We start from the raw sequence: 22059 nt of genomic DNA, 5'->3' as shown, positions 1-22059 counted from the left end.
GTAAAATAGATTATATATAGTATAGGGGGTAAAATTGTGGAACAAACTTTTTTTACAGATATTAAAATAGAAAAGGTTCGTCATTTAGAGAATATACGGATTCCTTTGGGGACCCAAAAAAGAAAACACCTAATATTAACGGGTAAGAATGGGAGCGGGAAAACAAGTGTATTAGAGGCTATGGTAAGGTATATCCAAAGTTTTTTGGGGGAAGATAGTATAGCATTAGAAAAAATAAGACGATTACAGAAATATTATTTCGCATTGAATCACTTGAAGGATTCAGAACAGAATAGGCAAGAATTTTATAAAAAAAGTTTAAATTCTGAAGGAGAAGAATTAAAAAACTTAACTTCAGAAATAGTTCTGAACAGTAATTCAAATATTCAATTAAAAGAAAAATATGAGCGAGGGAATTTTATTTTTGCATATTATAGAGCGCAAAGAGAGTTTCAAGTAGAAACGTATGAGAATATTGAAAAAGTAGAGTTACAGAACAAGTATAATATTGTAGAAAATCCGGGTGCCAAGCTCACAAAATATCTTGTAGATTTAAAAGCAACACAAGCTTTTACAAAAGATGTTAAAAAAGCAGAAAAAATCGATAGGTGGTTTAAGAGGTTTGAAAATATTTTAAAAACCATTTTTGAAGATGAGCATCTTGAATTGAAATTTAATGATGAAACATTTCAGTTTTCTATTCATGAGTCAGATAGGGAATCTTTTGATTTTAATACGATGTCAAGTGGTTATGCAGCAGTGCTTGATATTATTAATGATTTAATTATGAGAATGGAAGCACAATCGGGATTACGGGCAGAGTTTGATATGGAAGGTATTGTGTTAATAGATGAAATCGAGACACATTTGCATCTTGAATTGCAGAAAAAAATTCTTCCTGTTTTAACGGAACTTTTTCCAAATATACAGTTTATAATTACTACCCATTCGCCGTTTATTTTAAGTTCTTTAGATGACGCAGTGATTTATGATCTTGAGAATAGGACTCTTGTGAGAAATGGTTTGAAAAATTTACCGTATGAAGGTATTGTGGAAGGCTATTTTAGAGTGGATGTGTTATCAAAGGAATTGAGAGAAAAGTTTGAAAGATACAAGGCGTTAGTTTCAAAAGATGAGTTGTCGGATGAAGAATATGAAGAGATAGATCATTTGGAGTATTATTTAGATGAAATTCCAGATTATCTTGCACAAGAATTGACAGCAGAATATAGCAAGATGAAGTTAGAATTTGAAAACAGGGGGTAGGAATATGATAAAGATACACAGAAATCCGATTCCTCCGATATCATTAGCTATTGAAAAACAAAAAGCACATGGAAGTTATAATGAGCCAGATGTTATACAGCAATTAAAAGAAGATTCCAATGATAAATGCTACATTTGTGAGTTAGGCGGACTTTCTGATCCAGAAGTAGAACATTTAAGACCACATCATGGTAGAAAAATACGAGAAAGAGTTTTTGATTGGAATAATTTGTTTTATGCGTGCCCACATTGCAATAATTTGAAAAAAGAAGCAAGATATGATGATAAAATTATAGATTGCTGTGCTGAGGACCCAGAGAAAAAATTGGAACAAAGCTATGAAGAGGGGAAGGTAAGTGTACATAGTTTAGTTGACGAAGAATGTGCAGTCATGACAGCAGAACTTATACAGGCATCTTTTGAAAAACGGAATACAGGGATTCGGCAGGCTGCTTGTCAATATAGAGTAGACCGATTAGCAGAATCTATGAATGTTTTATATAAAACATTAGAAAACCATAGAAAAAATCCAGAATCACAACGATATATTAAAAGCTTAAGGAGTTCTTTAAGTAGGAGGAGTATTTTTGCAGCATTTAAGAGGAATTATGTAAGAAAACACATTACAGATTATCCAGATTTGGAAGATTTTTTATTATAACTTGAAAGTAGACTGTTCTCTTGTAGAATATAATTTCATTTATGTAGAAACTGCATCTTTTTATTCATATACGGGTAAGCAGGTAATCATCCGTACCTGTTACTGCAATTAATTTTCTGATACAATCTTCTCAAAATATGAGAGGAAGTATACCATTATGAAAAACGGAGGTGAGAGTTATGTTCGATACCATTCATCATATTGCAATCATTGGAAGCGATTATGAAAAATCAAAACATTTTTATGTGGATCTGCTTGGATTTAAGGTGATCAGAGAAAATTATCGAAAAGAACGCGATGATTACAAGATTGATCTGGCGTGTGGGTCGCAGGAAATAGAACTTTTTATCATAAAAAATGCTCCAGCTCGTGTAAATTATCCGGAAGCATTGGGATTACGCCATCTGGCATTTGAGGTAAAAAGTGTTGACGATACGGTTAAAGAGCTTAATGCAAAAGGAATAGCAACAGAACCGGTACGCTTAGATGATTACACTGGAAAGAAAATGACATTTTTCCATGATCCAGATAATCTTCCATTAGAAATCCATGAATAATCAACTGTTATGATTGCTGTTTGGGCTGCTAGATGGTAAAATCAAAGTATAATAGGCATGGTGTAACATGCTGTCCAAGAAAGGAGCGTGATACGCATGGGAATGTTTGTTAATCCGGACAATTCTGCGTTCCAAGTTGCTTTGAATTCTGAAATCTATGTAGATAAAACTGGAATCATTAAATATACAAATAGAGTGTTCTCTCGATTGCCTATTTGAGTGCAATGCAGTATTATTTTAAGCCAATTCGTGAAATGCCTGCTGGAAATGGTTTTGCAGATTTTGTTTTCATACCAAAACCCGAATATAGCTCGTTTTATCCTGTGTTGGTTGTCGAATTGAAATGGAACAAAGATGTAACAACAGCTTTGCAGCAGATAAAGGATAAGCGGTATCCGGAGTCGATACTGAACTACACTGGTGACATCTTGCTTGTGGGAATCAACTATGATAAAGGTACCAAAGAGCATCAGTGTTTAATTGAAAAATACGAGAAGGACTGATTATCAATGACTCCGACTCGCAGGTAAAAAGTGTTGACGATACGGTTAAAGAACTTATTTGCAGATTTAATTTCATAAATGTGATGAAATGCAGATGAATGCAGCGGCAAGTTTTGACGCTGCATATTTTTATATTTTTACTTCTGCGAATTCCCGTTCATTGCCTCATGCTCTTTAGCAAGTTCATCATGTAATGTGACAGAATCCCAATTCACATTGTGCTCTGTAAGCATTGCCTTTAGATTGACCCTTGGAATCTTCTGCTTATACATGGCATTTAAAAACTGATTAAGTTTTGTCCCAGTAAAACCGGCAAATACAAGCATTGGATCATCAAAAGAAGCATTGCTTTCGGATTCCTCTGAACGAAGAAAAGATGCCATCTCTTCCTTTTTTCCACAGGCAAGTATTCCAATCGGAACATCATACTGCTGCTTTTCCACAACGCGGATATGAATACCGGATTGAATACATAAAAACTTGATTTTATTGCGGATAGCAGCGGAATCAAAATTATAAAGTAAGATAGTCTCTTTCATAAAAAATCCTTTCATTTATTATGTGCTTTCATTCATCATGCATTTTCATTCAAGTCTAATCATTCTGTTCATCACGTTCAAATGCACAGAACATATCAACTGTTATTATATGCGATAATCTCCGAAAATCAAACAGATAATTTTTGTCTTAAATAGGAAACAACGTGATAAAGCAATATCTCTAATTTTATGTAAAAAAACTCTGGTATTTTTCCAGAAATGAGATACAATAATGTAGGGAAAACACCTAGCGTACCGACTTGCGGCACACTAGAACGATTGCATATATGCAAGGAGGATATTAAATTATGGAAGAAAAAAATTATAAGATTTATGACAGTTTATATAACGTAATTGGTGTAGCGCCATACGAAGAGGTACATACAAAAGGACTTTTACATCAGGTAGTACACTTCTGGTTAGCAGAAAAAAAGGAGGATCAGCTCTGGTTTTACTTACAAAAAAGAGCCGATAATGACATTGTATACAAAGGAGCATACGACATCCTTACATCCGGTCACATTGACCCAGAAGAAACACACGAAGAAGCAATGGTTCATCAGATCAAAGAACAGTTAGGAGTTTCTCTCCAGAAAGAACAGCTTACATATATCGGACATATCCATCAGCAGATTAAAAAAGGTACATACTTTGATAATGCATTTGTACAAAGTTATCTCTACGTAACAGACCATGCAGAAAAAGACTTTGCCGGAGCAGATAATGTTGTGAAAGTTAAATTCGAAGAACTTGTTGCATTTGTAGGTGATTTAGATAAAAAGGTAACGGTATACACAACCGAAGGAAAATTAATCGAAGAAACAACACATGATCAGTGGTGGTTAAGAGACGAAGAATTCGAAAAAGTAGTAGAACCTTATATCAAAGAACATTTAAACAACTACTAATTTACTGGACTAAAGAGACGAAAAGCAGAAATTTGATATAAAAGAAAATGTGAAGATAGTCGCTTCGTAGAAAATGCCTGACCGGCATTTTTACTAGCTCCGACATCACATTTTCTTTTATATCAAATTTTTGCTTTTCTGTTTTTTGGTTCCAGAAGGAAATTAGTATTTGGATTTGAGGAAGAGGGGATTGTTCAGAAGTCTATGGTTTTCACTAGAATAAAAATCTCCAGAGGAGAATATTTTCTTATGTCGGAACAGTTATTTGATTAAAAATCATAGCCTTCTGGGCAATCCCCTTATTCTCACCAATTATAGATTTAGATAGTCAGAAAAAAGAAATACTGCCCTATCCCAGATGCGGCTTCGGAGCGTGTTTAAGATGCGGACGAGCATCTTAAATACAGCGACTACAGAGCAGATGGGATAGGGCAGTATTTCTTTTTTCGTCTACACGAAATCTACAATCCAGAATTCACTTGTTGTATTCTTCGATTTGTACTATAATAAAAAAATGTAGTGTAAAATGTGCTCTCGGAGTTTTAATGAAAAAGATTTCGAGAGTACATTAAGATTATAGGAGGTTAATAATGAAGGCGAAGTTAACAAAGGTTCTTTCCCTTGTTCTTGTAGTGATCATGGCTATGGGTCTTATGACAGGCTGTTCTACATCAAGCAGCGGAAAGGGAACAAAAACACAGGATGGAAATAAAGTTTTATTCAGTTATGACGGTACAGATGTAACATTGAAGGAAGCGTGGCTGTATGCTAAGATGCTTGGAGCACAGTATGAGAAGACTTACAGCAGCTATTACGGAAGTGACTTCTGGAGTATGTCTATGGGTCAGGATGATGACGGGAAGGACCAGACATTTGAAGAGTATGTAAAGAAACAGGTTATTTCCCAGATGAAACAGAATATCATTCTTAATAAGAAAGCGGATAAATACGACTGCAAGTTAACACATGAGGAGAAGCAGCAGTGTAGTGATTCTGCTCTTTCCTATTATCAGGATAAGGCTGGTAAGAAGGCGATGAAGGAATGTGGAGCTACTCGTGAGGATGTTGAGAAGATTTACAGAGACAGTACATTAGCATCGAAAGTTCAGGAAAAGATTGAAAGTAAAGAAAAAGTTACTGTAACAGAAGATGAGGCGAGAAAGTCTACAATCTACAGAGTTGTATTTGCCACAACGAAGACAGATAAAGAGGGCAAGACAACACAGATGAGTGCGAAGGAAAAGAAAGCTGTAAAGGCTAAGGCAGAAGCAGCGCTTAAAGAGATTCAGAGTGGTAAGAAGACGATTAAAAAAGTTGCCAAAGAGCAGAATTATTCTAATACAGATGAGTCTTATGCAACAGGCGAATCTGAAGAAGGTGAAGCATTTGAAGGTGTCATGAAAGGCATGAAAGACGGCGACATCGCAGATAAAGTTTTAGAATGTAATAATGGTTATGTTATCGCTAAGCTTGTCGCTTATACAGATAAAGAAGAGACTGAAAGTAATAAAAAGTCTTTAAAAGAGCAGAAACAGTCTGAAGCTTTCCAGAAAAAGTATGACAACTGGACGAAGAAGCTTGAGAAGAAGTGGGATTACAACAAGGATGTAGACCAGAAACTTTGGGCACAGTTATCTTTAAAGAGTGCGGATTCCACATCTACAGAAAAGGCAGAAGAGACAACAGCTGCTAAGTAGTAATTGATGGGATAAATGGGATAAAAGAGAGAAAAACCAGAAATTTTATTATAAAGTTTCTGGTTTTTTTGTTTTTGATTTAATTTGGTTTAATATAAAAATTAAAGTTTTATCCTGAAGGAAAAGAGTGAGAATTTATTTTCTTGAGATTTTTTTAGCTTAAAATTATATACATCTTGATTTTTACTAAAAATTGCGGTAAACTTTTACTAGAAACCGTTTATTTACAAAGTTTTTAAGAGGAGTTTTTGGGATGAATATTTTATTAGCAGGGGGAGCTGGCTATATTGGTTCCCATACGGCAGTGGAATTATTGGCAGCAGGCCATGATGTAGTTATTGTAGATGATTATTGTAATAGCTGTGCGGAAGCAGTGAATCGTGTAGAGGAAGTTTCCGGCAAAAAGGTAGTTTCTTATGAGGCAGATGTTAAAGATAAAGCAGCTATGACTACGATTTTTAAAGAGAATAAGATTGATTGTGTCATTCATTTTGCAGGTCTTAAGGCAGTTGGTGAGTCTGTTCAGAAACCAATTGAATATTATAGAAATAATATCGATACCACTCTTACATTATTAGAGTGTATGAGAGAAGCTGGAGTGAAGAAGTTTGTATTCTCTTCTTCTGCTACAGTTTATGGTGAGGAGAATGATATTCCTTATATTGAGACGATGAAGAGAGGAAGCTGTTCTAATCCATATGGCTGGACAAAGGTTATGATGGAAGAGATTCTCGAAGATGCGGCAAAAGCAGATGAAGATCTGACAGTTGTTCTGCTTCGTTACTTTAATCCAATCGGAGCACATGAGTCTGGAAGAATGGGTGAAGATCCACAGGGTATTCCTAACAACCTGATGCCATATATCGCACAGGTAGCAGTAGGAAGAAGAGATCATCTTACTGTTTATGGAGGAGATTATCCTACAAAAGATGGAACATGCCGTCGTGATTATATTCATGTAATGGATTTGGCGAATGGTCATTTAAAGGCAGTAGAATATGCTGCAGATCATAAAGGTGTAGAAGTATTTAACTTAGGAACAGGTACACCTTATAGTGTATTGGAGATTATCCATGCGTTTGAATCTGCTAACGATATTAAGATTAAGTATGAAATCGGTGAGAGAAGAGCAGGTGACCTTCCGGAATTCTGGGCGAATTCAGAGAAGGCAGAGAAGGTTCTTGGATGGAAGACAAAGAGAACATTAGAGGATATGTGTCGTGATACATGGAACTGGCAGAAGAATAATCCTCAAGGCTATAAATAAATACGAATTTGTAGATTTCGTGTAGACGAAAAAAGAAATAATACCATATCCCATCTGCTCTGTAGTCGCTGTGTTTAAAATGCTCGTTCGCATCTTAAACACGCTCCGAAGCCGCATCTGGGATATGGTATTATTTCTTTTTTCTGACTATCTAAATCTATGGTTTAACAACATGGAATGTGCCCGAAGGCTATGGTCTTCCGGAAAATTAAATTCTAAAGGATTGACACTCAAATTGTTATATTTCCAACATAAATTACCAATTTGTTATTTGTTATCAAAACTAGACAGCCGCTAAAACAAAATTCTATGCTGAATTGTTAAGAAGATACCCCTCTTCTGGAGATTTTCATTCCAAATAAAAACCACAGACTTTTGGACAATCCCCTCTCTCCCATCCAAGATTTAAATACTAATTTCCTTCTGGATCCAAACAGCAGAAAAGCAGAAATTTCATATATAATACAATGTGATGTCGGAGCCAGTAAAAATGCCGAACAGGCATTTTCTACGCCGCGACTATCTTCACATTGTATTATATATGAAATTTCTGCTTTTCGTCTCTTTAGTCCATCAAATTAGTATTTAATTCAATATTTTTGATTTTAGAAAGTAGCGGTCTACGATGATCAGAATAGAGATGGCAATGATGGAGAGAAGGTTCTCGACTGCAGTAGTATGTTCGATGATCATATGTCGTGCGATTACGAACATGAGAACTTCTAACATTGTATCTTTTCGTGGTTTGCATAAGAGTTTGAAAAATTCGATGCCGATAACGATATCGAATACGCTTGCCATGTATTCAAGGAAGGAACCGGATTCCGTACGGGTATGTAGGAATTCTTTAAATGGTTCCCATAAGGAAGCAATAGCGATTACGATGGCGATGAGAACGATCGCGGCCATGATGTGTTCTAACCATTCGCTTAAGTTTGTGTAACCCTGCTTCAGTTTCTCTAGTTTTTCTGTCATAATGTTCCTCCAATGTACATTATCCAAAAAAATAACCTCCATTCGATGTAAACGTACTCTCGGAGTCTTTCTCACAAAATCAAGCACAAAAAGATTCCGAGAATACATGTAAAATAACTGAAAAATTTATAGTAATAATCCCAAAAACTATCATAACATAAGTTTGCTTGCAGGTCACTTAAAATGCAAGAAAAAATAAAAAAAATTCATTTTTTACTTGCATTTTGGAAGGAAAAGGAATAGAATAGATAATAAATTTAACACTTTTAATGTTAAAAGTGCAGAACTGTGAATGAGAAAGTGCCTTGTTATGTTAGGTCATGTGTTGTATGATGCGCATCTTGTAATAAGAATATTGAGGTATTTCTGGATGTGGTTTGTATAAGTAGTATAAGATACAGTATAAGACAGAAGATTTGGCAGATCGGGCTTGAATACACAGTTTTAATTTAAATTTTCGGGAGGAATGAAAGATGAGAAAACATATGAATAAGATACTTGCAGTTATGCTTGCAGGTGTTATGGCACTCGGATTATGTGGCTGCGGAAGCAGCAATAGTGGAAGTGAAGCGGGAAGTGAGGCACAGGCTACACAGTCTCAGGCTTCTGGAGATAAGGTATATAAGATTGGTATTTGCCAGTTAGTGCAGCATAAAGCGCTTGATGCTGCAACAAAGGGATTTAAGGAATCCTTGATTGATGAACTTGGTAAGGATAAAGTTAAATTTGATGAGCAGAATGCAGCGGGTGATTCTGCAATGTGTACAACTATTACGAATCAGTTTGTATCTGATGGAGATGATTTGATTCTTGCGAATGCGACAGCTTCTCTTCAGGCAGCGGCAGCAGCTACAGATACGATTCCGATTCTCGGAACTGCTGTAACAGATTATGCGACAGCGTTGGATCTTAGTGACTGGTCTGGAACAACAGGAAGAAATATTTCTGGTACTTCTGATCTTGCACCATTAGATCAGCAGGCGGATTTACTTCATGAGATGTTCCCGGATGCGAAGAATGTTGGTATTCTCTACTGTTCTGCGGAGCCTAACTCAGTATATCAGGCTAAAAAGATTGAAGAGTCCCTTAATAAATACGGATATAAATGTACAGAGTACAGTTTTGCAGATTCTAATGATGTTGCTTCTGTAACAACTTCTGCATGTTCTGGAAGTGATGTTCTTTATGTTCCTACAGATAATACAGCGGCATCTTGTACAGAGATTATTAAAAATATTGCGGTGCCAGCAAAGAAACCTATTATTGCAGGTGAAGAGGGAATTTGTTCTGGTTGTGGTGTAGCTACTTTATCTATCAGCTACTATGATCTTGGATATGAAACAGGTAAGATGGCTGCAGAGATTCTTACAAAGGGTACGGATGTTTCTACTATGGAAGTACAATCTGCACCAAAGGTAACAAAGGAATACAACAAAGACATCTGTAACGAGCTGGGAATCAAGGTTCCAGATGGATATACAGCAATTGCACAGTAGGGTCTAATGTATTTTACTTTATAAAGTATTTTAATCAATAGTAACAGAAGGGTGTCGTGATATTTTGCGACACCCTAAGTTGCTGTTAGAAGTTAGGAGGAATTAGGAATATGACAGCGTATTTTGCTTCTTTGAGTGTACCGACACTGATCGGTGCTTTGCCGGGAAATATCGCGCAGGGTGTTATTTGGGGAATTATGGCTTTAGGAGTGTATTTGACATTTCGTGTACTGAATTTTGCAGATCTGACAGTGGATGGCTCTTTTGCTACTGGTGGAGCGGTTACGGTTATGCTCGTCATTAACGGCTGGTCAGTGCCAACTGCACTTCTTATAGCTTTTGCAGCAGGGCTTGTGGCTGGTTTTGTAACAGGATTTTTACATACGGTACTTGGAATTCCAGATATTTTGGCAGGCATTTTAAGTCAGATTGCCCTGTATTCTATTAACTTAAATATTATGGGTATGGCAAATCAGGCATTGAGTGTAGATAAGTATAATCTTCTTGTTTCTTTACGGGAGGTACAGAAATCCATTCTTGTCAGCGTAATATTTGCATTTGTTATTATCTGTATTTTATATTGGTATTTTGGAACAGAGCAGGGTTGTGCACTTCGTGCGACAGGATGTAATCCGAATATGGCAAAGGCACAGGGAATTAATGTAGATTTTATGAAGATTCTTGCCCTTGCTCTTTCTAATGGACTGGTTGCTCTTGCAGGTGGGCTTATTGCACAATACCAGGGATTTGCGGATATCAACATGGGTCGTGGCGCCATCGTTATTGGTCTTGCGGCTGTAATAATCGGAGAAGTTCTTGGAGAAGCATTATTGGCTAAGCACCTGAACTTTATGGGAAGACTTATTTTTGTAGTAATCGGTGGAATCATCTATTACATTGTTGTTGGTATTGTACTTTGGCTTAAGATGCCGACAAATGATCTGAAGTTATTTACTGCGATTATCGTAGCTATTTTCCTTGCTGTGCCGTATCTTCGAGCAAAATCAAGGAATTCTTTTGCTAAAGCCGCAAAGAAAGGAGCCGAATAGTATGTTAGACCTTGTAAATATTAAAAAGACATTTAATCCGGGAACAATTCATGAAAAGAAGGCGTTAAATGGAGTTAATCTTCATCTTGATGATGGTGATTTTGTTACAATTATTGGTGGAAATGGTGCAGGAAAGTCCACAACATTGAATGCGATTGCCGGTGTGTGGCCAGTAGATAACGGAAGTATTACAATTGATGGGATTAACGTTACAGGTATTCCAGAATTTAAGAGAGCAAAGTATCTTGGGCGTGTCTTTCAGGATCCGATGACAGGTACAGCGGCAACAATGGAGATTCAGGAGAATCTTGCACTTGCGGCGCGTCGTGGAAAGGGTCGTGGACTTTGCTGGGGTATTACTAAGGCAGAAAAAGAGAAGTACAGAGAACTTTTAAAGATGCTTGATCTGGGATTAGAAGATCGTATGGAAGCAAAGGTAGGACTTCTCTCAGGCGGACAGAGACAGGCGTTAACACTGTTGATGGCGACATTACAAAAGCCGAAGCTATTACTTCTTGATGAGCATACAGCTGCCCTTGACCCCAAGACAGCGCAGAAGGTATTAGAGATTTCTGACCGTATTATTAAAGAAAATAATCTGACAGCGATGATGGTTACCCATAACATGAAGGATGCGATCGCACATGGTAACCGCCTGATTATGATGCATGAAGGAAAAATTGTTTTAAATATTGCTGGCGAGGAAAAGAAAAAACTTACCGTAGAAGATTTACTTCGTAAATTTGAAGTAGTTGCCGGAGAAGAATTTAGCAGTGATAAAGCGCTATTAGCGTAGAAAGTATTTTTTCTAAACAGAGAAACGGAGATACACAAGAGTGAAAGAATTAGTAAATTTACAGTTGATGATGTTTGCCCTGATTATTATTGGGTTGATTTTGAAAAAGGCCAAAGTGATTGGCAAGGAAGGACAGAAAAGCATGACGAATCTTGTTATTGACCTTATTTTGCCATGTAATATTATCTTTTCTTTTATGATAAAGTTTTCATCGAAAATTGCGCAGGACTTTATGGTAATTCTGATCATTTCTATATTAATTCAAGTGTTTTGTGTTATCTTAGGCAGTGTATTATATAATAAATGTTCTGTAAAAAGAAAGAAATGTCTGCGTTATGCAACCATTTGCTCGAATGCAGGTTTTCTTGGCAACCCAATCGCACAGGGTGTATATGGAATGATGGGTCTTACACTGGCTTCTATCTATCTGATTCCGCAAAGAATCATGATGTGGTCAGAAGGTGTTTCTGTATTTACGGAAGCACCGACGAAAAAGGAAATGTTAAAAAAGATATTTAGTCATCCATGTATCATTGCCTGCGAGATCGGAGTAGTTTTAATGTTGACCGGATGGCGGCCGCCACATTTCTTACAGGAAACGATTACTTCGATAAGTAACTGTAATACGGCAATGTCCATGCTTGTAATTGGAATGATACTTGCCGATGCGGATCCAAGAACTCTGGTGGATAAAGATGTGCTTTTTTATAGTGTGATTCGTTTAATCATTATTCCGTTCTGTGTATTTATTCCATGCTTGATGTTTCATATAGACAGTCTTGTTAAGGGTGTCAGTGTACTTCTTGCAGCAATGCCGGCTGGAGCGACTACAACGATCCTTGCTTCTAAATATGACTGTGAAGAAGAATTTTCCGTAAAACTCGTTGTATTTTCCACAGCAGCTTCATTGATCACAACTCCAATATGGAGCCTGATATTAATGAAAGTTTGATTGTAGATTTGGTGTAGACGAAAAAAGAATGGTTATAAGTTTGATTTTGTTCCGTTGTGCTAAGCATTCCATTCTGCTCAGAAAAACAGGAACTTGGAAAAAACGAGTCCCAAGTTCCTATGGTCAGAATTCCATAGCACAAAGTCACAAAATGCAATACTTATAACCATTCTTTTTTCTGACTATCTGAAACCTACAATTGATAAGAATGGGGATTGTCCAGAAGTGAGTATCTTTATGCTGAATTGTACTCAGTCTTCTTACAATTCAGCATAAAATTCTATTGTGCATCTCTGTAATCCTGCAATAAATCATTCCACATCTGGTGTATCTGATGTAACTAAATTTCAAGTATATATAGCAATTTGAATGTCAGTCACTTGAGATTTAATTTCTCGGATAGATTGCTTTCTTTTTTTCGTCTATATCAAATATGCAAATCAAAAATTGTATATTTTGTAAAGAAAATCTTATTTTTTTGAATATTATTGTGATATAATACATTGCAATTTTTTATATCTTTGGTCCTATGTCAAGATTTAGTACAAGTTAAAATGAGGTTTTCCTCATCTTAACTTGCCATCAGCAATTCGTCTTTCTGGATTCTACGATACAGTTCTTCATAATCATTTGGAGACATATAGTCACAATGGCTATGAATACGTTTTGTATTGTAAAATGCTTCCAGATATTCGAAGACCAATCGGTACGCATGATCATAATCGCGGATTTTGAAGCGGTTCAGCCATTCACGTTTGATCAATGAATGGAATGATTCAATACATGCGTTGTCCCAAGGATAAGCTTTTTTCGAATAGCTACACTGTATACCGGCAGTTATCCTCTTGTATTCTTTGGATACATACTGGCTGCCACGATCGGAATGCAGAATCAATGGTTCTTCGATTTTACGTCTTGCTTTAGCTTTATTTATTGTTTCAATCACGCAGGATACTTCCAGTGTTTTAGAAAGTGTCCAGGCAATGATTTTTCTGGAATATAAATCCATAATACTGGTTAGATAAACAAATCCGTCTATCGTCCAGATATATGTGATATCAGAACACCAGACAGCATTTGGGCGTTCCGGATTAAACTGTTCATCAAGGATATTTTGCAATTCGCTACTGAAGTCAGAATCTTTTGTGGTAATAGTCCATGGTTTTACCCATTGTGCTTTGATTCCCATTTGCCTCATGTATTTACCAACTGTACGTTCAGAGATTATTTCCCCTGATTTTCGCAGTTCTTTGGTAATCTTTGGGGCACCGTAATTCTGTTTTGATTCATCATAAATATCCTTGATTTTGGCTTTTACCGTTTCACGACGCTGTTCAGCGTTTGAAGGAACATGTTTTAGCCATGCACGGTAACCAGAACGGGAAACGCCGAGATATTTCAACATTCCGGAGACAGAAACCCGGCGTCCAGCCTTATGGGCAGTTTCTGCCTTCTCAGCAACTTCGAGATAAATGGCTTCCGTCATTTTCCCAGAATGTTGATTGCTTTTTTTAGTACATCAAGAGCGTCCTGTGCATCACGAAGTTCACGTTTTAATCGTGCGATTTCTTTTGCTTCATCAGAAGCATAATTACCGGAACCACGGCATTCGATATCACCTGTCTCACGTAGCTCCTTTTGCCAGCGTGATAATGTTTGTTGACTGATTCCTAAATTTGATGCACAGCCCTGCAGTCCTAAGTCTCTGTGATCATGATAATACTGGACTGCATCCAGTTTAAACTGTTTGTCATAGTGCTTTGCCATAATGAGATCCTCCTTCAGTGCGGTACCTACATTGTACCATGAAATATTAGATTAGGAATTCTCATTTTGACTTGTACTATTTATATTCTAGCACCGCTTAGTATAGAATAGTAAAAAGAAAGAGAGGGGTTATTTTCTTCTTGTAATTATATGGAGAGAATACCTCTTAGTTTTGTGATTAAGGATAAATTACAGATAGGTTACAGATAAATTACATAGAAGGGAAAAGAGAATGCTAGTAATAGATTTTCACTCTCATATTTTGCCGGGGATAGATGATGGGAGTCGTAATGTTGAAAAATCATTGGGGATGCTGCAAATCTCGGCTTCACAAGGTGTAGATATTATAGCGGCTACGTCTCATTTTTATGCCACAGAGGATAGAATTTCTTCATTTCTGGACAGAAGGCAGAATGCTTTTGAACAATTAAAGCAGTGTTTGACAGAAAAAGACGAATATCCTGAGATTGTGGTAGGGGCGGAAGTGGCTTTTTTTTCGGGCATAAGTCGAGCAGAGCGTCTAGAAGATTTAACATATCAGGGTACTGATTTGCTTCTTTTAGAGATGCCGTTTTCTCCATGGACGAAGGCGGATATAGATGAGATTAAATATATATTAGAACGACGCAGAATGAAAGTTTTGCTGGCTCATTTAGAGAGATTTTTAACAATCCCGGGGAATAAAAAGAAGATATATGAATTGTTGGAACTTCCTGTTTATGTTCAGATTAATGCAGAGAGTTTTGAACAGTGGGGGGAACGAAGACAGATTTTTAAAATGCTTAAGAAGAAGGGTATGATTTTTTTAGGAAGTGATTGTCACGGTGTTCATCATAGGGCACCGAATCTCATAAAAGGTCGTAATGCTTTGGAAAAGAAGATGGGAAAGGCTTTTATGGATGAGATGGATGCACAGGCCCTTTATTTACTAAATAGGGAGGAAAGGTAAATGTCAAAGAAGATTTCGATTGTTATAAGTGTTATTTTGTTTATAATACTCATGGTACTTATTGTGTGTGAGAAGATGAATCCGGAGGCTGGGACCGCATTAATTCATAGCATTTTTTAATGATAGGGGTGTTTTAAATGAAAAGAAAGCATTACGCAAAGGGAGAAAAAGTAAAGCTTTACAAAAAGTTTTCTTTAGTAGTGCTGGTATTTGCGGTAATCTGTATTGCGATAGTTGGTGTTGCAACGGTTTTGCCTGAACATAATAATAGTAAGAAAAAAGTGGATCAAGAACAGAGTACAGCAGAGTTGTGGTGTGCATCCCGTCAAGTAGACAATTAAAAAAATATAAAATTTTTGTGTTGCCCGGTTGGATATCGGGCAACATTTTTATGCCGCCAATCGTTGCTTTTCATGAAATTCCATTGGTGTTAATACTCCAAGTCCTCTCTGTGGTCGGTCGTTTGTATAGTAATCTATATATTCTGTGATTGCCTTCACTAATTCTTCTCTGCTCTCAAATTTCTTTCCATAATACATTTCCCGTTTCAAGATTCCCCAAAAGCCTTCCATTACTCCATTATCTGTACAGTGTGCTACCCTCGACATACTCTGTATCATTCCTGCTTCTTCCAATTTCTGATGGAATCTTCGGGAGGTATACTGATATCCTCTGTCACTGTGAAAAATAGGATGGGCTTCTGGATTTGCCTTTACTGCTTTATCAAAAGTTTCAAATACCAGCGCATTATTATTACTATCCCCAATAACATATGCAACGGGCCGTCTATCACATAAGTCTAATATAGCGCTTAAATATATTTTATGAACACTGTCTAAGGTGTTTCCATATTTGAATTCCGTTACATCAGTAACCCATTTCTCATTAAGGTGTTCTGCCTTAAATTCTCTATTAAGAATGTTTTCTGCAATAAATGCTGGGTTGTTTGATGCTCTGGTACAGCCATTATACCGGCTCTTTAAGTTGGACCGGATCTGTTTTTTTCTGCAAATACGGAGGATTCTCTTATCATTTACCCGAATGTCTTCATCGTGGCGCAGCTTGTCATTTAACCTTCTATATCCCATATCTGGATGTTTTTCATGTAATTGTTCCAGTTTCTCTGCCAATTCCTCGTTAAATCTCTCGTTCGGTGTCTCTACGTGATAGAGCCATTTGTAGTAGGATGATCTGGCGATTCCACCTATTTCACATAATAACAGGATTGGATAGTTATATTTTTCGTGTTCTTCCTTGATTGCCCGATAGATATGTTCCTGGCGTATCAGGCTCAGCCTCCCCTCCTCTCTATCTCTTCTAATTTTTTTAAGAAAGATATCTCTATTTCTGCCCGTCTTTTTTCCGCACGCAGAAGTCTTACTTCTGCACGCAGTTTTTCTACTTCCGTCATTTCCTCTGGGGATTTTCTCTTTCCCCGCTTATCTTGCAGCCCATCCACCCCGTTTTCTTCATATCTTATAGTATAACTTCTGGCCTGATGATAAGAAATGTGAAATTTTTTTGCTGTTTCCGAATAGTTATGAGAATGTTTTATGCAATATTGAACGATCTCGACACGTTCTTCAAATGTAGTTTTTCTGCCTTTAGTCATGATTGGTCTACCTCCTGTTTCCTTATCATGACTATTATACTTCATAATCCATCTTCTGAGTATCTGTGCATCTGAAATTTTGTGTTTGGCACAGATATCCCGGAGAGAACCTTTTCCAGAAAGATAATCGAAAACAGCTGCTTCTTTTTGAGCAGGAGTTCGATAGGTATGACCTTTTCGAAAAAAAGCTTCCGGTCCAATTGATTGATAATTTCTAAGCCATTTATCAACGGTCGTATAATAAACTCCTATTTTTGATGCAACAGAACTGATGGATTCTTTTTTCTGAAGAATTTTTTCCATCCATTGTATTTTTTCTTCTGGAGAAATCTTATCCATAAAAAATGCCCCCTTTCAGATAAACAGTTTTATTTTTTTCAACTGTCTACCTAAAAGGAAGCATACCATTGGATAAAGATATTGTGACAATTAACGGTGTGAAGTGTAAGCCGAATTGGGATGTAAAGACGTATCTTTATATTGGAGAAGACAGCAGAGGTATTAAGAAAAGGAATTCCGAGACAAACGGAACTGGACAGAGTGATGTTTTGGAGTTGATTGTTTTAAATACAAAGGAGAATACCTATTATAAGCTTCCGATTAATCGTGATTCGATAACCGATGTGAAGTCTCTTGATGAAGATGGCTCTTATTTGGCAACGACAAAGGTACAGATCGCTTTTGCTCATGCAAATGGGGATGGAATGGAATCTAGTTGTGAGAATACAGTTGATGCAGTATCTAATATGCTTTATGGAATTAAGATAGATGGATATATTGCGATGAATATTGATGCGATTAAGGTTATTAATCATCTTGCGGGCGGAGTGCCTGTTACAATAGAGGATGATTTTTCTCAATCTGATTCTTCACTGAAGATGGGAGAGACGGTTACTCTTACGGATGACCAGGCATTACATTATGTTCATGATCGTATGAATGTAGGTGATGGGACGAATGTTTGTCGTATGCGAAGACAGAAGGAATATATCGACGCACTTTATCCGATTTTTAAGAATAAGTTGAAAAGTGATAGTGGGTTTATCAATACTTTTTATAATGATCTAAGTGACTATATGGTAACAGATATGAGTGTTGGAGAGATGGGTAATCTTGCGAATACCATTATTATGAGTGAAGATAAAGGTGAGTTATCTATAGATGGAACCAATGCGCTAGACAGGCTTGGGTTTAATGCATTTACTGTGGATAAAACTAGTCTGGGTGATGTTGCAATGAAGTTATTTTTTAAAAAAGCAGAATAAATAAGAGGAACGAGGGGAAAAATGAGTCTGATTAATAAACAAGAAGAAAACAGTCCGGAATTTGAAGTGATTAAAGGCGGAAGAACTATTTCACCGATGAATTTTTCGGAAGGAATGGATGATGAAGCAGAAATTGATTTAGTAGAGATTGGCTGGACCTTATTAGATAAGTTACATTATATCGTATTGAGCTTTCTTATCGGGGCGGTATTGTTTAATGCGATTTCTTATTTTTGTATCGAGCCTACATATAAGTCTACAGCGAAGATGTATGTTGTATCTGCGTCTAAGAATTCAGTGGTAGATTTAGACGCTTTAAATATTGGTACATCTCTTACAGCGGATTATGAGCAGTTGATGTTAAGTTATCCGGTTCTTGAACAGGTAATTAATAAACTGAATTTAGATATGGATTCTGATGAGTTGGCTAAGATGATTACTCTGGATAATCCACAGGATACTCGAATTTTGAATATTGATGTCATAAGTACAGATCCGAAAGAGGCAAGAGATATTGCCAACACATTAATGGAAATATCGGTAGATTATTTGCCGAAGACAATGAGTACGAATGCACCGAATATGGCGCAGAAGGCAAAGCTTCCTGACACACAGGATGGTCCAAGTTATATGAAGTTTACTTTAATTGGAGCATTCCTTGGAGCATTCCTTTACTGTTTATATATCGTTATCAAATATTTGATGGATGATACGATTCACACAGCAGAAGATATGGAAAAATATTTTGATATCGTACCTTTAGCAGTTATTCCTGATATTGAAGCATTACAAGAATTAAAGGAATATAAAAAGGCAGCAGGAAAGGAAAAGTAAATAATGAAGAAGTTAAATTTAACAATAGAGGATATGCCGTATGCGGCAGAAGAAGCGTTAAATCGTTTAAGAGTAAATATAAAGTTTTGTGGAAAGAATACAAAAAAGATATTGATTACAAGTGGTGTTCCTAATGAAGGGAAAAGTACAGTGTCTGTTCATTTGTGGAAGCTTTTGGCAGAAGCTGGTTTTCCTACAGTATTGGTAGATGTAGATTTACGTAAGTCAGAGCATAATACCATTTTGAAGATGCAAGGTGTTGAAGAGGGAATTAATCATTATCTCTCCGGAATGGCGGAATATGAGGATGTTGTTTATGAAACAAATATTCCGAATGGACATTGGGTTCCGATTGCGGAACTGTTAGAGAATCCATCCGCTTTATTAGAAGATCCAAGGTTAGAAGAACTTTTGAATCGTTTATCAGAAGATTATAGATATGTGATTATTGATACACCACCGCTGGATAATATTTCAGATGGTGCGTTAATTGCAAGTATGAGTGATGGAGCGGTCTTGGTAGTGCGTTGCGCAGAGACTCCTAAAAATATTGTTAAACAGTCCCTGCAGCAGATAGACCGAGTAGGATGTCCTCTCCTTGGTGTGGTATTGAACCGTGCAGAGGTAAAAGGTGGAGCATTCCAGAAGTATTATGGTCGTTATGGTAAGTATACGAAGTATGGATCTTATTATGGACCAGATGAGAAAAAAATTAGATAAGCTAATAATACTTAATTAAATATATTGTATATTTAATAAGTATTTATTATAATTTAGGACATAAACCTGTCGTGGCAAAAAAAGGTTTTTGTCAAAAGGAGGCAAATAAATTATGAAAACTATGAAAAAAGTAGTAGCAGTTCTTCTTGCAGTTATGCTTATGGCACCTGCAGCAGTAAACGCTGCAGCACCATCAGCAACTAAGGCAACTATCGCAGGACAGAAAGCAGCTGTATCTACAGTATATACAGGAAAAGCTCAGTTACCAGCTACAGTTACAATTAATGGAAAGACATTAATCGCTGGTCAGGATTTCGTTTATGTAAACGCTGCAGCAAAGACTGATGCTGGAACATACACAGTATCAATCAAAGGTATTGGAGCTTTCGAAGGAACTGCTACAGTAACATACACAGTAAGCAAAGCTGTTGCTGCAACAAAGACAACTAAAGTTGCAGCTAAGAAAGCTTACAAAGCTTCTTCTTTAAAGAAAAAAGCTAAGAAATTCAGCGTAAAAGTTGCTGGTGCTACTTACACAGTAAAAGGTAAAAAAGCTAAAAAGTATATCAAAGTAAGCAAAAAAGGTAAAGTTACAGTTAAAAAAGGTATCAAGAAAGGTACTTACAAAATTGTAATCAAAGTTAAAGCTACTAAGAATACTGAAGCTGGTAAAAAAGTAGTTAAAATCGTTATCAAATAATTAAATTAAAATAGTTAGTTTTAAGGCATCCTGGCCACGAAGGATGTCTTTCTTTTTTATAGAACAAAGATTGACAAAATAATTTTTCTTATATACAATATTTAAGATATTTACAGGATTGTGAAGGCTTTTTTGATGGAGCTATGGAGCAATTCTTAAAGATAAAGTAGAGTTATGAAGGTAGCCTGTGAGAATTGGTATTGGTCAGGGGAAGCCGGAAAGGAAGAAGTTATGTTTGAAAAGTTAGAGAGAAAGCTGGTTAATGTGTTGCTTTTTTTTGATCTGTTTAAGATGAAGACAAAGATTCCAGAGGATTTTAACGGGGTTATGCGCACACAGGATAAGCGTGTAAGAAAGCTTGTAAAACGGGCATATGAGATTCCATTTTACAGGAAGAGATTTGATGAGGCTGGAGTGAAGCCGGAGGATATTCGTACAGGGGATGATCTGTCTAAGCTTCCGTTACTTACGAAGGATGAGCTTCGTGCATGGATGAATGAGGAGGCGAAGGATCCGAAGTATGATTGCTGGTTTCATGATACAACGAGTGGTTCTTCAGGAATTCCTCTGATGTTACTTGTTTCTCCGAAAGAGAAGGCATATAATATGGCGAACTGGTTCCGAGTTATGATGTGTGCCGGTTATAATCCATTTAAAGGCAAGACAATGAGTCGTAAGAGTGCCCATAGTATTTCCGGAGGCAGTGATACATTTTTACAGCATTTTGGGATTCTTCGTCGTGGCTTTGTCGATCAGTATGCGCCGGAGCCGGAGATTGTGAAGCAGATTAATGCTTATAAGCCAGACTTTTTATATATGAATAAGAGTGAATTTATGCGTATTTGTCTGTACTGTAAACAGAATCATGTGGAGCTTGAGAAGCCGAAGTTTTACTGTCCTACCGGAGAGAAGATAGACGATACAGCAAGAAAGCTCTTTGCGGAGATTCTTGGACCGGGAATTATTGATTCTTATGGAACTGCAGAGACTGGTGCGGCGATGGTACGGCTTTTTGATAATAAAGAATATACGGTCCATAATGATTCTTTTGTGGTAAATATTTACGATGAAAAGAATCGTCCGGCGAAAGAGGGTAATATTGTAGTTACACCACTTTATAAAACAGATTTACCACTTATTAATTATGCGATTGGAGACAGGGGAACTTGCGAGGTTCGGGATGGTGTCCGCTATATCACAAGTGTACAGGGAAGAATGAATGACTTTTTCCGTTATGAGACAGGAGAAGTGACTACTTTCTTTGAAATTGCCCCGATCATTGCCCACTGTGAAGATATACTTCAGATGCGTTTTATTCAGGAAACGTATCATAAGATTCATATTCAGTGTGTACATAATAAGGCGGAGTCTAAGCTGAGTAAGGAAGAAGTCGAGAAAGATATGACCGCAAAGTTAAATGCGAAGTTCAAGCATCCGTTTGAGATTGTGTATGATTGGATGGATTCTATTCCACCGGATAAGAATGGTAAGCTTCGTATGATCGTATGTAAGGTACAGGATTAATGGAAGTATTTAATAGCGATAA

At 36.8% G+C, this 22059-nt stretch carries 23 protein-coding genes and 1 pseudogene; 18 read left to right on the top strand and 6 right to left on the bottom strand.

All coding sequences use genetic code 11. From position 1 onward, the window contains the following. The first annotated feature begins 36 nt into the window (after positions 1 to 36). The 4 genes and pseudogenes from EHLA_RS14825 to EHLA_RS14810 all read left to right on the top strand — a co-directional run. The gene (locus EHLA_RS14825; protein WP_096241346.1) at positions 37 to 1266 is read left to right on the top strand and encodes an AAA family ATPase; all 1230 of its coding nucleotides are present in this window, start codon (positions 37 to 39) and stop codon (positions 1264 to 1266) included. Between the two features lie 4 nt (positions 1267 to 1270). Next, the gene (locus EHLA_RS16515; RefSeq protein WP_197702354.1) at positions 1271 to 1927 is read left to right on the top strand and encodes a hypothetical protein; all 657 of its coding nucleotides are present in this window, start codon (positions 1271 to 1273) and stop codon (positions 1925 to 1927) included. A gap of 179 nt (positions 1928 to 2106) precedes the next feature. Then, a complete protein-coding gene (locus EHLA_RS14815) occupies positions 2107 to 2484 on the top strand; it encodes a VOC family protein (RefSeq protein WP_096241345.1) in 378 nt (125 codons plus the stop codon). Between the two features lie 194 nt (positions 2485 to 2678). Continuing rightward, a pseudogene (locus tag EHLA_RS14810) lies at positions 2679 to 2987 on the top strand (PD-(D/E)XK nuclease domain-containing protein); the annotation flags it as partial. 137 nt (positions 2988 to 3124) lie between these two features. On the opposite strand, the gene EHLA_RS14805 reads toward EHLA_RS14810, so the two are convergent. Further along, complete coding sequence (locus EHLA_RS14805; RefSeq protein ID WP_157908611.1) at positions 3125 to 3526, bottom strand: DUF3783 domain-containing protein; 402 nt, start codon at positions 3524 to 3526, stop codon at positions 3125 to 3127. A gap of 308 nt (positions 3527 to 3834) precedes the next feature. Between EHLA_RS14805 and EHLA_RS14800 the strand changes: the two genes are divergently transcribed. From EHLA_RS14800 to galE, 3 genes are all read left to right on the top strand, one after another. After that, complete coding sequence (locus EHLA_RS14800) at positions 3835 to 4434, top strand: NUDIX hydrolase (RefSeq protein ID WP_096241343.1); 600 nt, start codon at positions 3835 to 3837, stop codon at positions 4432 to 4434. 590 nt (positions 4435 to 5024) lie between these two features. Then, positions 5025 to 6131 (top strand): peptidylprolyl isomerase, encoded by a 1107-nt coding sequence (locus tag EHLA_RS14795; RefSeq protein ID WP_096241342.1) that lies wholly within the window; start codon positions 5025 to 5027, stop codon positions 6129 to 6131. A gap of 253 nt (positions 6132 to 6384) precedes the next feature. Then, on the top strand, positions 6385 to 7398 hold the full coding sequence (gene galE, locus EHLA_RS14790) for a UDP-glucose 4-epimerase GalE (protein WP_096241341.1): 1014 nt from the start codon (positions 6385 to 6387) through the stop codon (positions 7396 to 7398). Between the two features lie 585 nt (positions 7399 to 7983). Here the strand turns inward: galE and EHLA_RS14785 are convergent. Beyond that, positions 7984 to 8373 carry a hypothetical protein gene (locus EHLA_RS14785; RefSeq protein WP_096241340.1) on the bottom strand — a complete coding sequence of 130 codons (390 nt, stop codon included), beginning with the start codon at positions 8371 to 8373 and terminating at the stop codon, positions 7984 to 7986. 473 nt (positions 8374 to 8846) lie between these two features. Between EHLA_RS14785 and EHLA_RS14780 the strand changes: the two genes are divergently transcribed. The 4 genes from EHLA_RS14780 to EHLA_RS14765 all read left to right on the top strand — a co-directional run bounded on the left by EHLA_RS14780 (position 8847) and on the right by EHLA_RS14765 (position 12666). Further along, positions 8847 to 9869: an ABC transporter substrate-binding protein gene (locus tag EHLA_RS14780; RefSeq protein ID WP_096241339.1), complete on the top strand. Its 1023-nt coding sequence runs from the start codon at positions 8847 to 8849 to the stop codon at positions 9867 to 9869. Positions 9870 to 9979: 110 nt separating this feature from the next. After that, on the top strand, positions 9980 to 10918 hold the full coding sequence (locus tag EHLA_RS14775) for an ABC transporter permease (RefSeq protein WP_096241338.1): 939 nt from the start codon (positions 9980 to 9982) through the stop codon (positions 10916 to 10918). A 1-nt stretch (position 10919) separates the two neighbouring features. After that, positions 10920 to 11714 carry an ABC transporter ATP-binding protein gene (locus EHLA_RS14770; protein WP_096241337.1) on the top strand — a complete coding sequence of 265 codons (795 nt, stop codon included), beginning with the start codon at positions 10920 to 10922 and terminating at the stop codon, positions 11712 to 11714. Between the two features lie 40 nt (positions 11715 to 11754). Next, positions 11755 to 12666 carry an AEC family transporter gene (locus EHLA_RS14765; protein ID WP_242970740.1) on the top strand — a complete coding sequence of 304 codons (912 nt, stop codon included), beginning with the start codon at positions 11755 to 11757 and terminating at the stop codon, positions 12664 to 12666. A gap of 571 nt (positions 12667 to 13237) precedes the next feature. On the opposite strand, the gene EHLA_RS14760 is transcribed toward EHLA_RS14765, so the two are convergent. Next, positions 13238 to 14152, bottom strand: a complete 915-nt coding sequence (locus tag EHLA_RS14760) for an IS3 family transposase (RefSeq protein WP_055151734.1) — start codon at positions 14150 to 14152, stop codon at positions 13238 to 13240. Next, positions 14149 to 14433 carry a transposase gene (locus EHLA_RS14755; RefSeq protein WP_009245215.1) on the bottom strand — a complete coding sequence of 95 codons (285 nt, stop codon included), beginning with the start codon at positions 14431 to 14433 and terminating at the stop codon, positions 14149 to 14151. Before EHLA_RS14755 ends, EHLA_RS14760 begins: the two co-directional genes overlap by 4 nt. A gap of 232 nt (positions 14434 to 14665) precedes the next feature. On the opposite strand from EHLA_RS14755, the gene EHLA_RS14750 reads away from it, so the two are divergent. Both EHLA_RS14750 and EHLA_RS14745 read left to right on the top strand, forming a co-directional pair. Beyond that, complete coding sequence (locus EHLA_RS14750; RefSeq protein ID WP_096241336.1) at positions 14666 to 15382, top strand: CpsB/CapC family capsule biosynthesis tyrosine phosphatase; 717 nt, start codon at positions 14666 to 14668, stop codon at positions 15380 to 15382. 137 nt (positions 15383 to 15519) lie between these two features. Further along, a complete protein-coding gene (locus EHLA_RS14745) occupies positions 15520 to 15723 on the top strand; it encodes a hypothetical protein (RefSeq protein WP_096241335.1) in 204 nt (67 codons plus the stop codon). 48 nt (positions 15724 to 15771) lie between these two features. On the opposite strand, the gene EHLA_RS14740 is transcribed toward EHLA_RS14745, so the two are convergent. After that, positions 15772 to 16653 carry an IS3 family transposase gene (locus EHLA_RS14740; RefSeq protein ID WP_242970781.1) on the bottom strand — a complete coding sequence of 294 codons (882 nt, stop codon included), beginning with the start codon at positions 16651 to 16653 and terminating at the stop codon, positions 15772 to 15774. 20 nt (positions 16654 to 16673) lie between these two features. Then, positions 16674 to 17333: a helix-turn-helix domain-containing protein gene (locus tag EHLA_RS14735; RefSeq protein ID WP_096238895.1), complete on the bottom strand. Its 660-nt coding sequence runs from the start codon at positions 17331 to 17333 to the stop codon at positions 16674 to 16676. Between the two features lie 68 nt (positions 17334 to 17401). On the opposite strand from EHLA_RS14735, the gene EHLA_RS14730 reads away from it, so the two are divergent. The 5 genes from EHLA_RS14730 (at position 17402) to EHLA_RS14710 (ending at position 22037) form a co-directional block, all read left to right on the top strand. Then, a complete protein-coding gene (locus tag EHLA_RS14730; protein ID WP_157908610.1) occupies positions 17402 to 18259 on the top strand; it encodes an LCP family protein in 858 nt (285 codons plus the stop codon). Positions 18260 to 18280: 21 nt separating this feature from the next. Further along, complete coding sequence (locus EHLA_RS14725; RefSeq protein ID WP_096241333.1) at positions 18281 to 19093, top strand: YveK family protein; 813 nt, start codon at positions 18281 to 18283, stop codon at positions 19091 to 19093. A 3-nt stretch (positions 19094 to 19096) separates the two neighbouring features. Further along, complete coding sequence (locus EHLA_RS14720) at positions 19097 to 19813, top strand: CpsD/CapB family tyrosine-protein kinase (protein WP_096241332.1); 717 nt, start codon at positions 19097 to 19099, stop codon at positions 19811 to 19813. Between the two features lie 112 nt (positions 19814 to 19925). Next, the gene (locus EHLA_RS14715; RefSeq protein WP_096241331.1) at positions 19926 to 20513 is read left to right on the top strand and encodes a hypothetical protein; all 588 of its coding nucleotides are present in this window, start codon (positions 19926 to 19928) and stop codon (positions 20511 to 20513) included. Between the two features lie 174 nt (positions 20514 to 20687). Then, complete coding sequence (locus tag EHLA_RS14710; protein WP_096241330.1) at positions 20688 to 22037, top strand: phenylacetate--CoA ligase family protein; 1350 nt, start codon at positions 20688 to 20690, stop codon at positions 22035 to 22037. Positions 22038 to 22059 lie beyond the last annotated feature (22 nt).

It is taken from the genome of Anaerobutyricum hallii (assembly GCF_900209925.1).
Taxonomy (GTDB): domain Bacteria; phylum Bacillota; class Clostridia; order Lachnospirales; family Lachnospiraceae; genus Anaerobutyricum; species Anaerobutyricum soehngenii.
Note: the sequence above shows the minus strand (reverse complement) of the source record. Positions and strands in the feature narration are given on the sequence as shown.

Bases quoted from the DNA above. Each gene is read 5' to 3' on its own strand.
- EHLA_RS16515 (WP_197702354.1), top strand. From the start codon at position 1,271: ATGATAAAGATACACAGAAATCCGATTCCTCCGATATCATTAGCTATT.
- EHLA_RS14815 (WP_096241345.1), top strand. From the start codon at position 2,107: ATGTTCGATACCATTCATCATATTGCAATCATTGGAAGCGATTATGAA.
- EHLA_RS14805 (WP_157908611.1), bottom strand. From the start codon at position 3,526: ATGAAAGAGACTATCTTACTTTATAATTTTGATTCCGCTGCTATCCGC.
- EHLA_RS14800 (WP_096241343.1), top strand. From the start codon at position 3,835: ATGGAAGAAAAAAATTATAAGATTTATGACAGTTTATATAACGTAATT.
- EHLA_RS14795 (WP_096241342.1), top strand. From the start codon at position 5,025: ATGAAGGCGAAGTTAACAAAGGTTCTTTCCCTTGTTCTTGTAGTGATC.
- galE (WP_096241341.1), top strand. From the start codon at position 6,385: ATGAATATTTTATTAGCAGGGGGAGCTGGCTATATTGGTTCCCATACG.
- EHLA_RS14785 (WP_096241340.1), bottom strand. From the start codon at position 8,373: ATGACAGAAAAACTAGAGAAACTGAAGCAGGGTTACACAAACTTAAGC.
- EHLA_RS14780 (WP_096241339.1), top strand. From the start codon at position 8,847: ATGAGAAAACATATGAATAAGATACTTGCAGTTATGCTTGCAGGTGTT.
- EHLA_RS14775 (WP_096241338.1), top strand. From the start codon at position 9,980: ATGACAGCGTATTTTGCTTCTTTGAGTGTACCGACACTGATCGGTGCT.
- EHLA_RS14770 (WP_096241337.1), top strand. From the start codon at position 10,920: ATGTTAGACCTTGTAAATATTAAAAAGACATTTAATCCGGGAACAATT.
- EHLA_RS14760 (WP_055151734.1), bottom strand. From the start codon at position 14,152: ATGACGGAAGCCATTTATCTCGAAGTTGCTGAGAAGGCAGAAACTGCC.
- EHLA_RS14755 (WP_009245215.1), bottom strand. From the start codon at position 14,433: ATGGCAAAGCACTATGACAAACAGTTTAAACTGGATGCAGTCCAGTAT.
- EHLA_RS14750 (WP_096241336.1), top strand. From the start codon at position 14,666: ATGCTAGTAATAGATTTTCACTCTCATATTTTGCCGGGGATAGATGAT.
- EHLA_RS14745 (WP_096241335.1), top strand. From the start codon at position 15,520: ATGAAAAGAAAGCATTACGCAAAGGGAGAAAAAGTAAAGCTTTACAAA.
- EHLA_RS14735 (WP_096238895.1), bottom strand. From the start codon at position 17,333: ATGGATAAGATTTCTCCAGAAGAAAAAATACAATGGATGGAAAAAATT.
- EHLA_RS14725 (WP_096241333.1), top strand. From the start codon at position 18,281: ATGAGTCTGATTAATAAACAAGAAGAAAACAGTCCGGAATTTGAAGTG.
- EHLA_RS14720 (WP_096241332.1), top strand. From the start codon at position 19,097: ATGAAGAAGTTAAATTTAACAATAGAGGATATGCCGTATGCGGCAGAA.
- EHLA_RS14715 (WP_096241331.1), top strand. From the start codon at position 19,926: ATGAAAACTATGAAAAAAGTAGTAGCAGTTCTTCTTGCAGTTATGCTT.
- EHLA_RS14710 (WP_096241330.1), top strand. From the start codon at position 20,688: ATGAAGGTAGCCTGTGAGAATTGGTATTGGTCAGGGGAAGCCGGAAAG.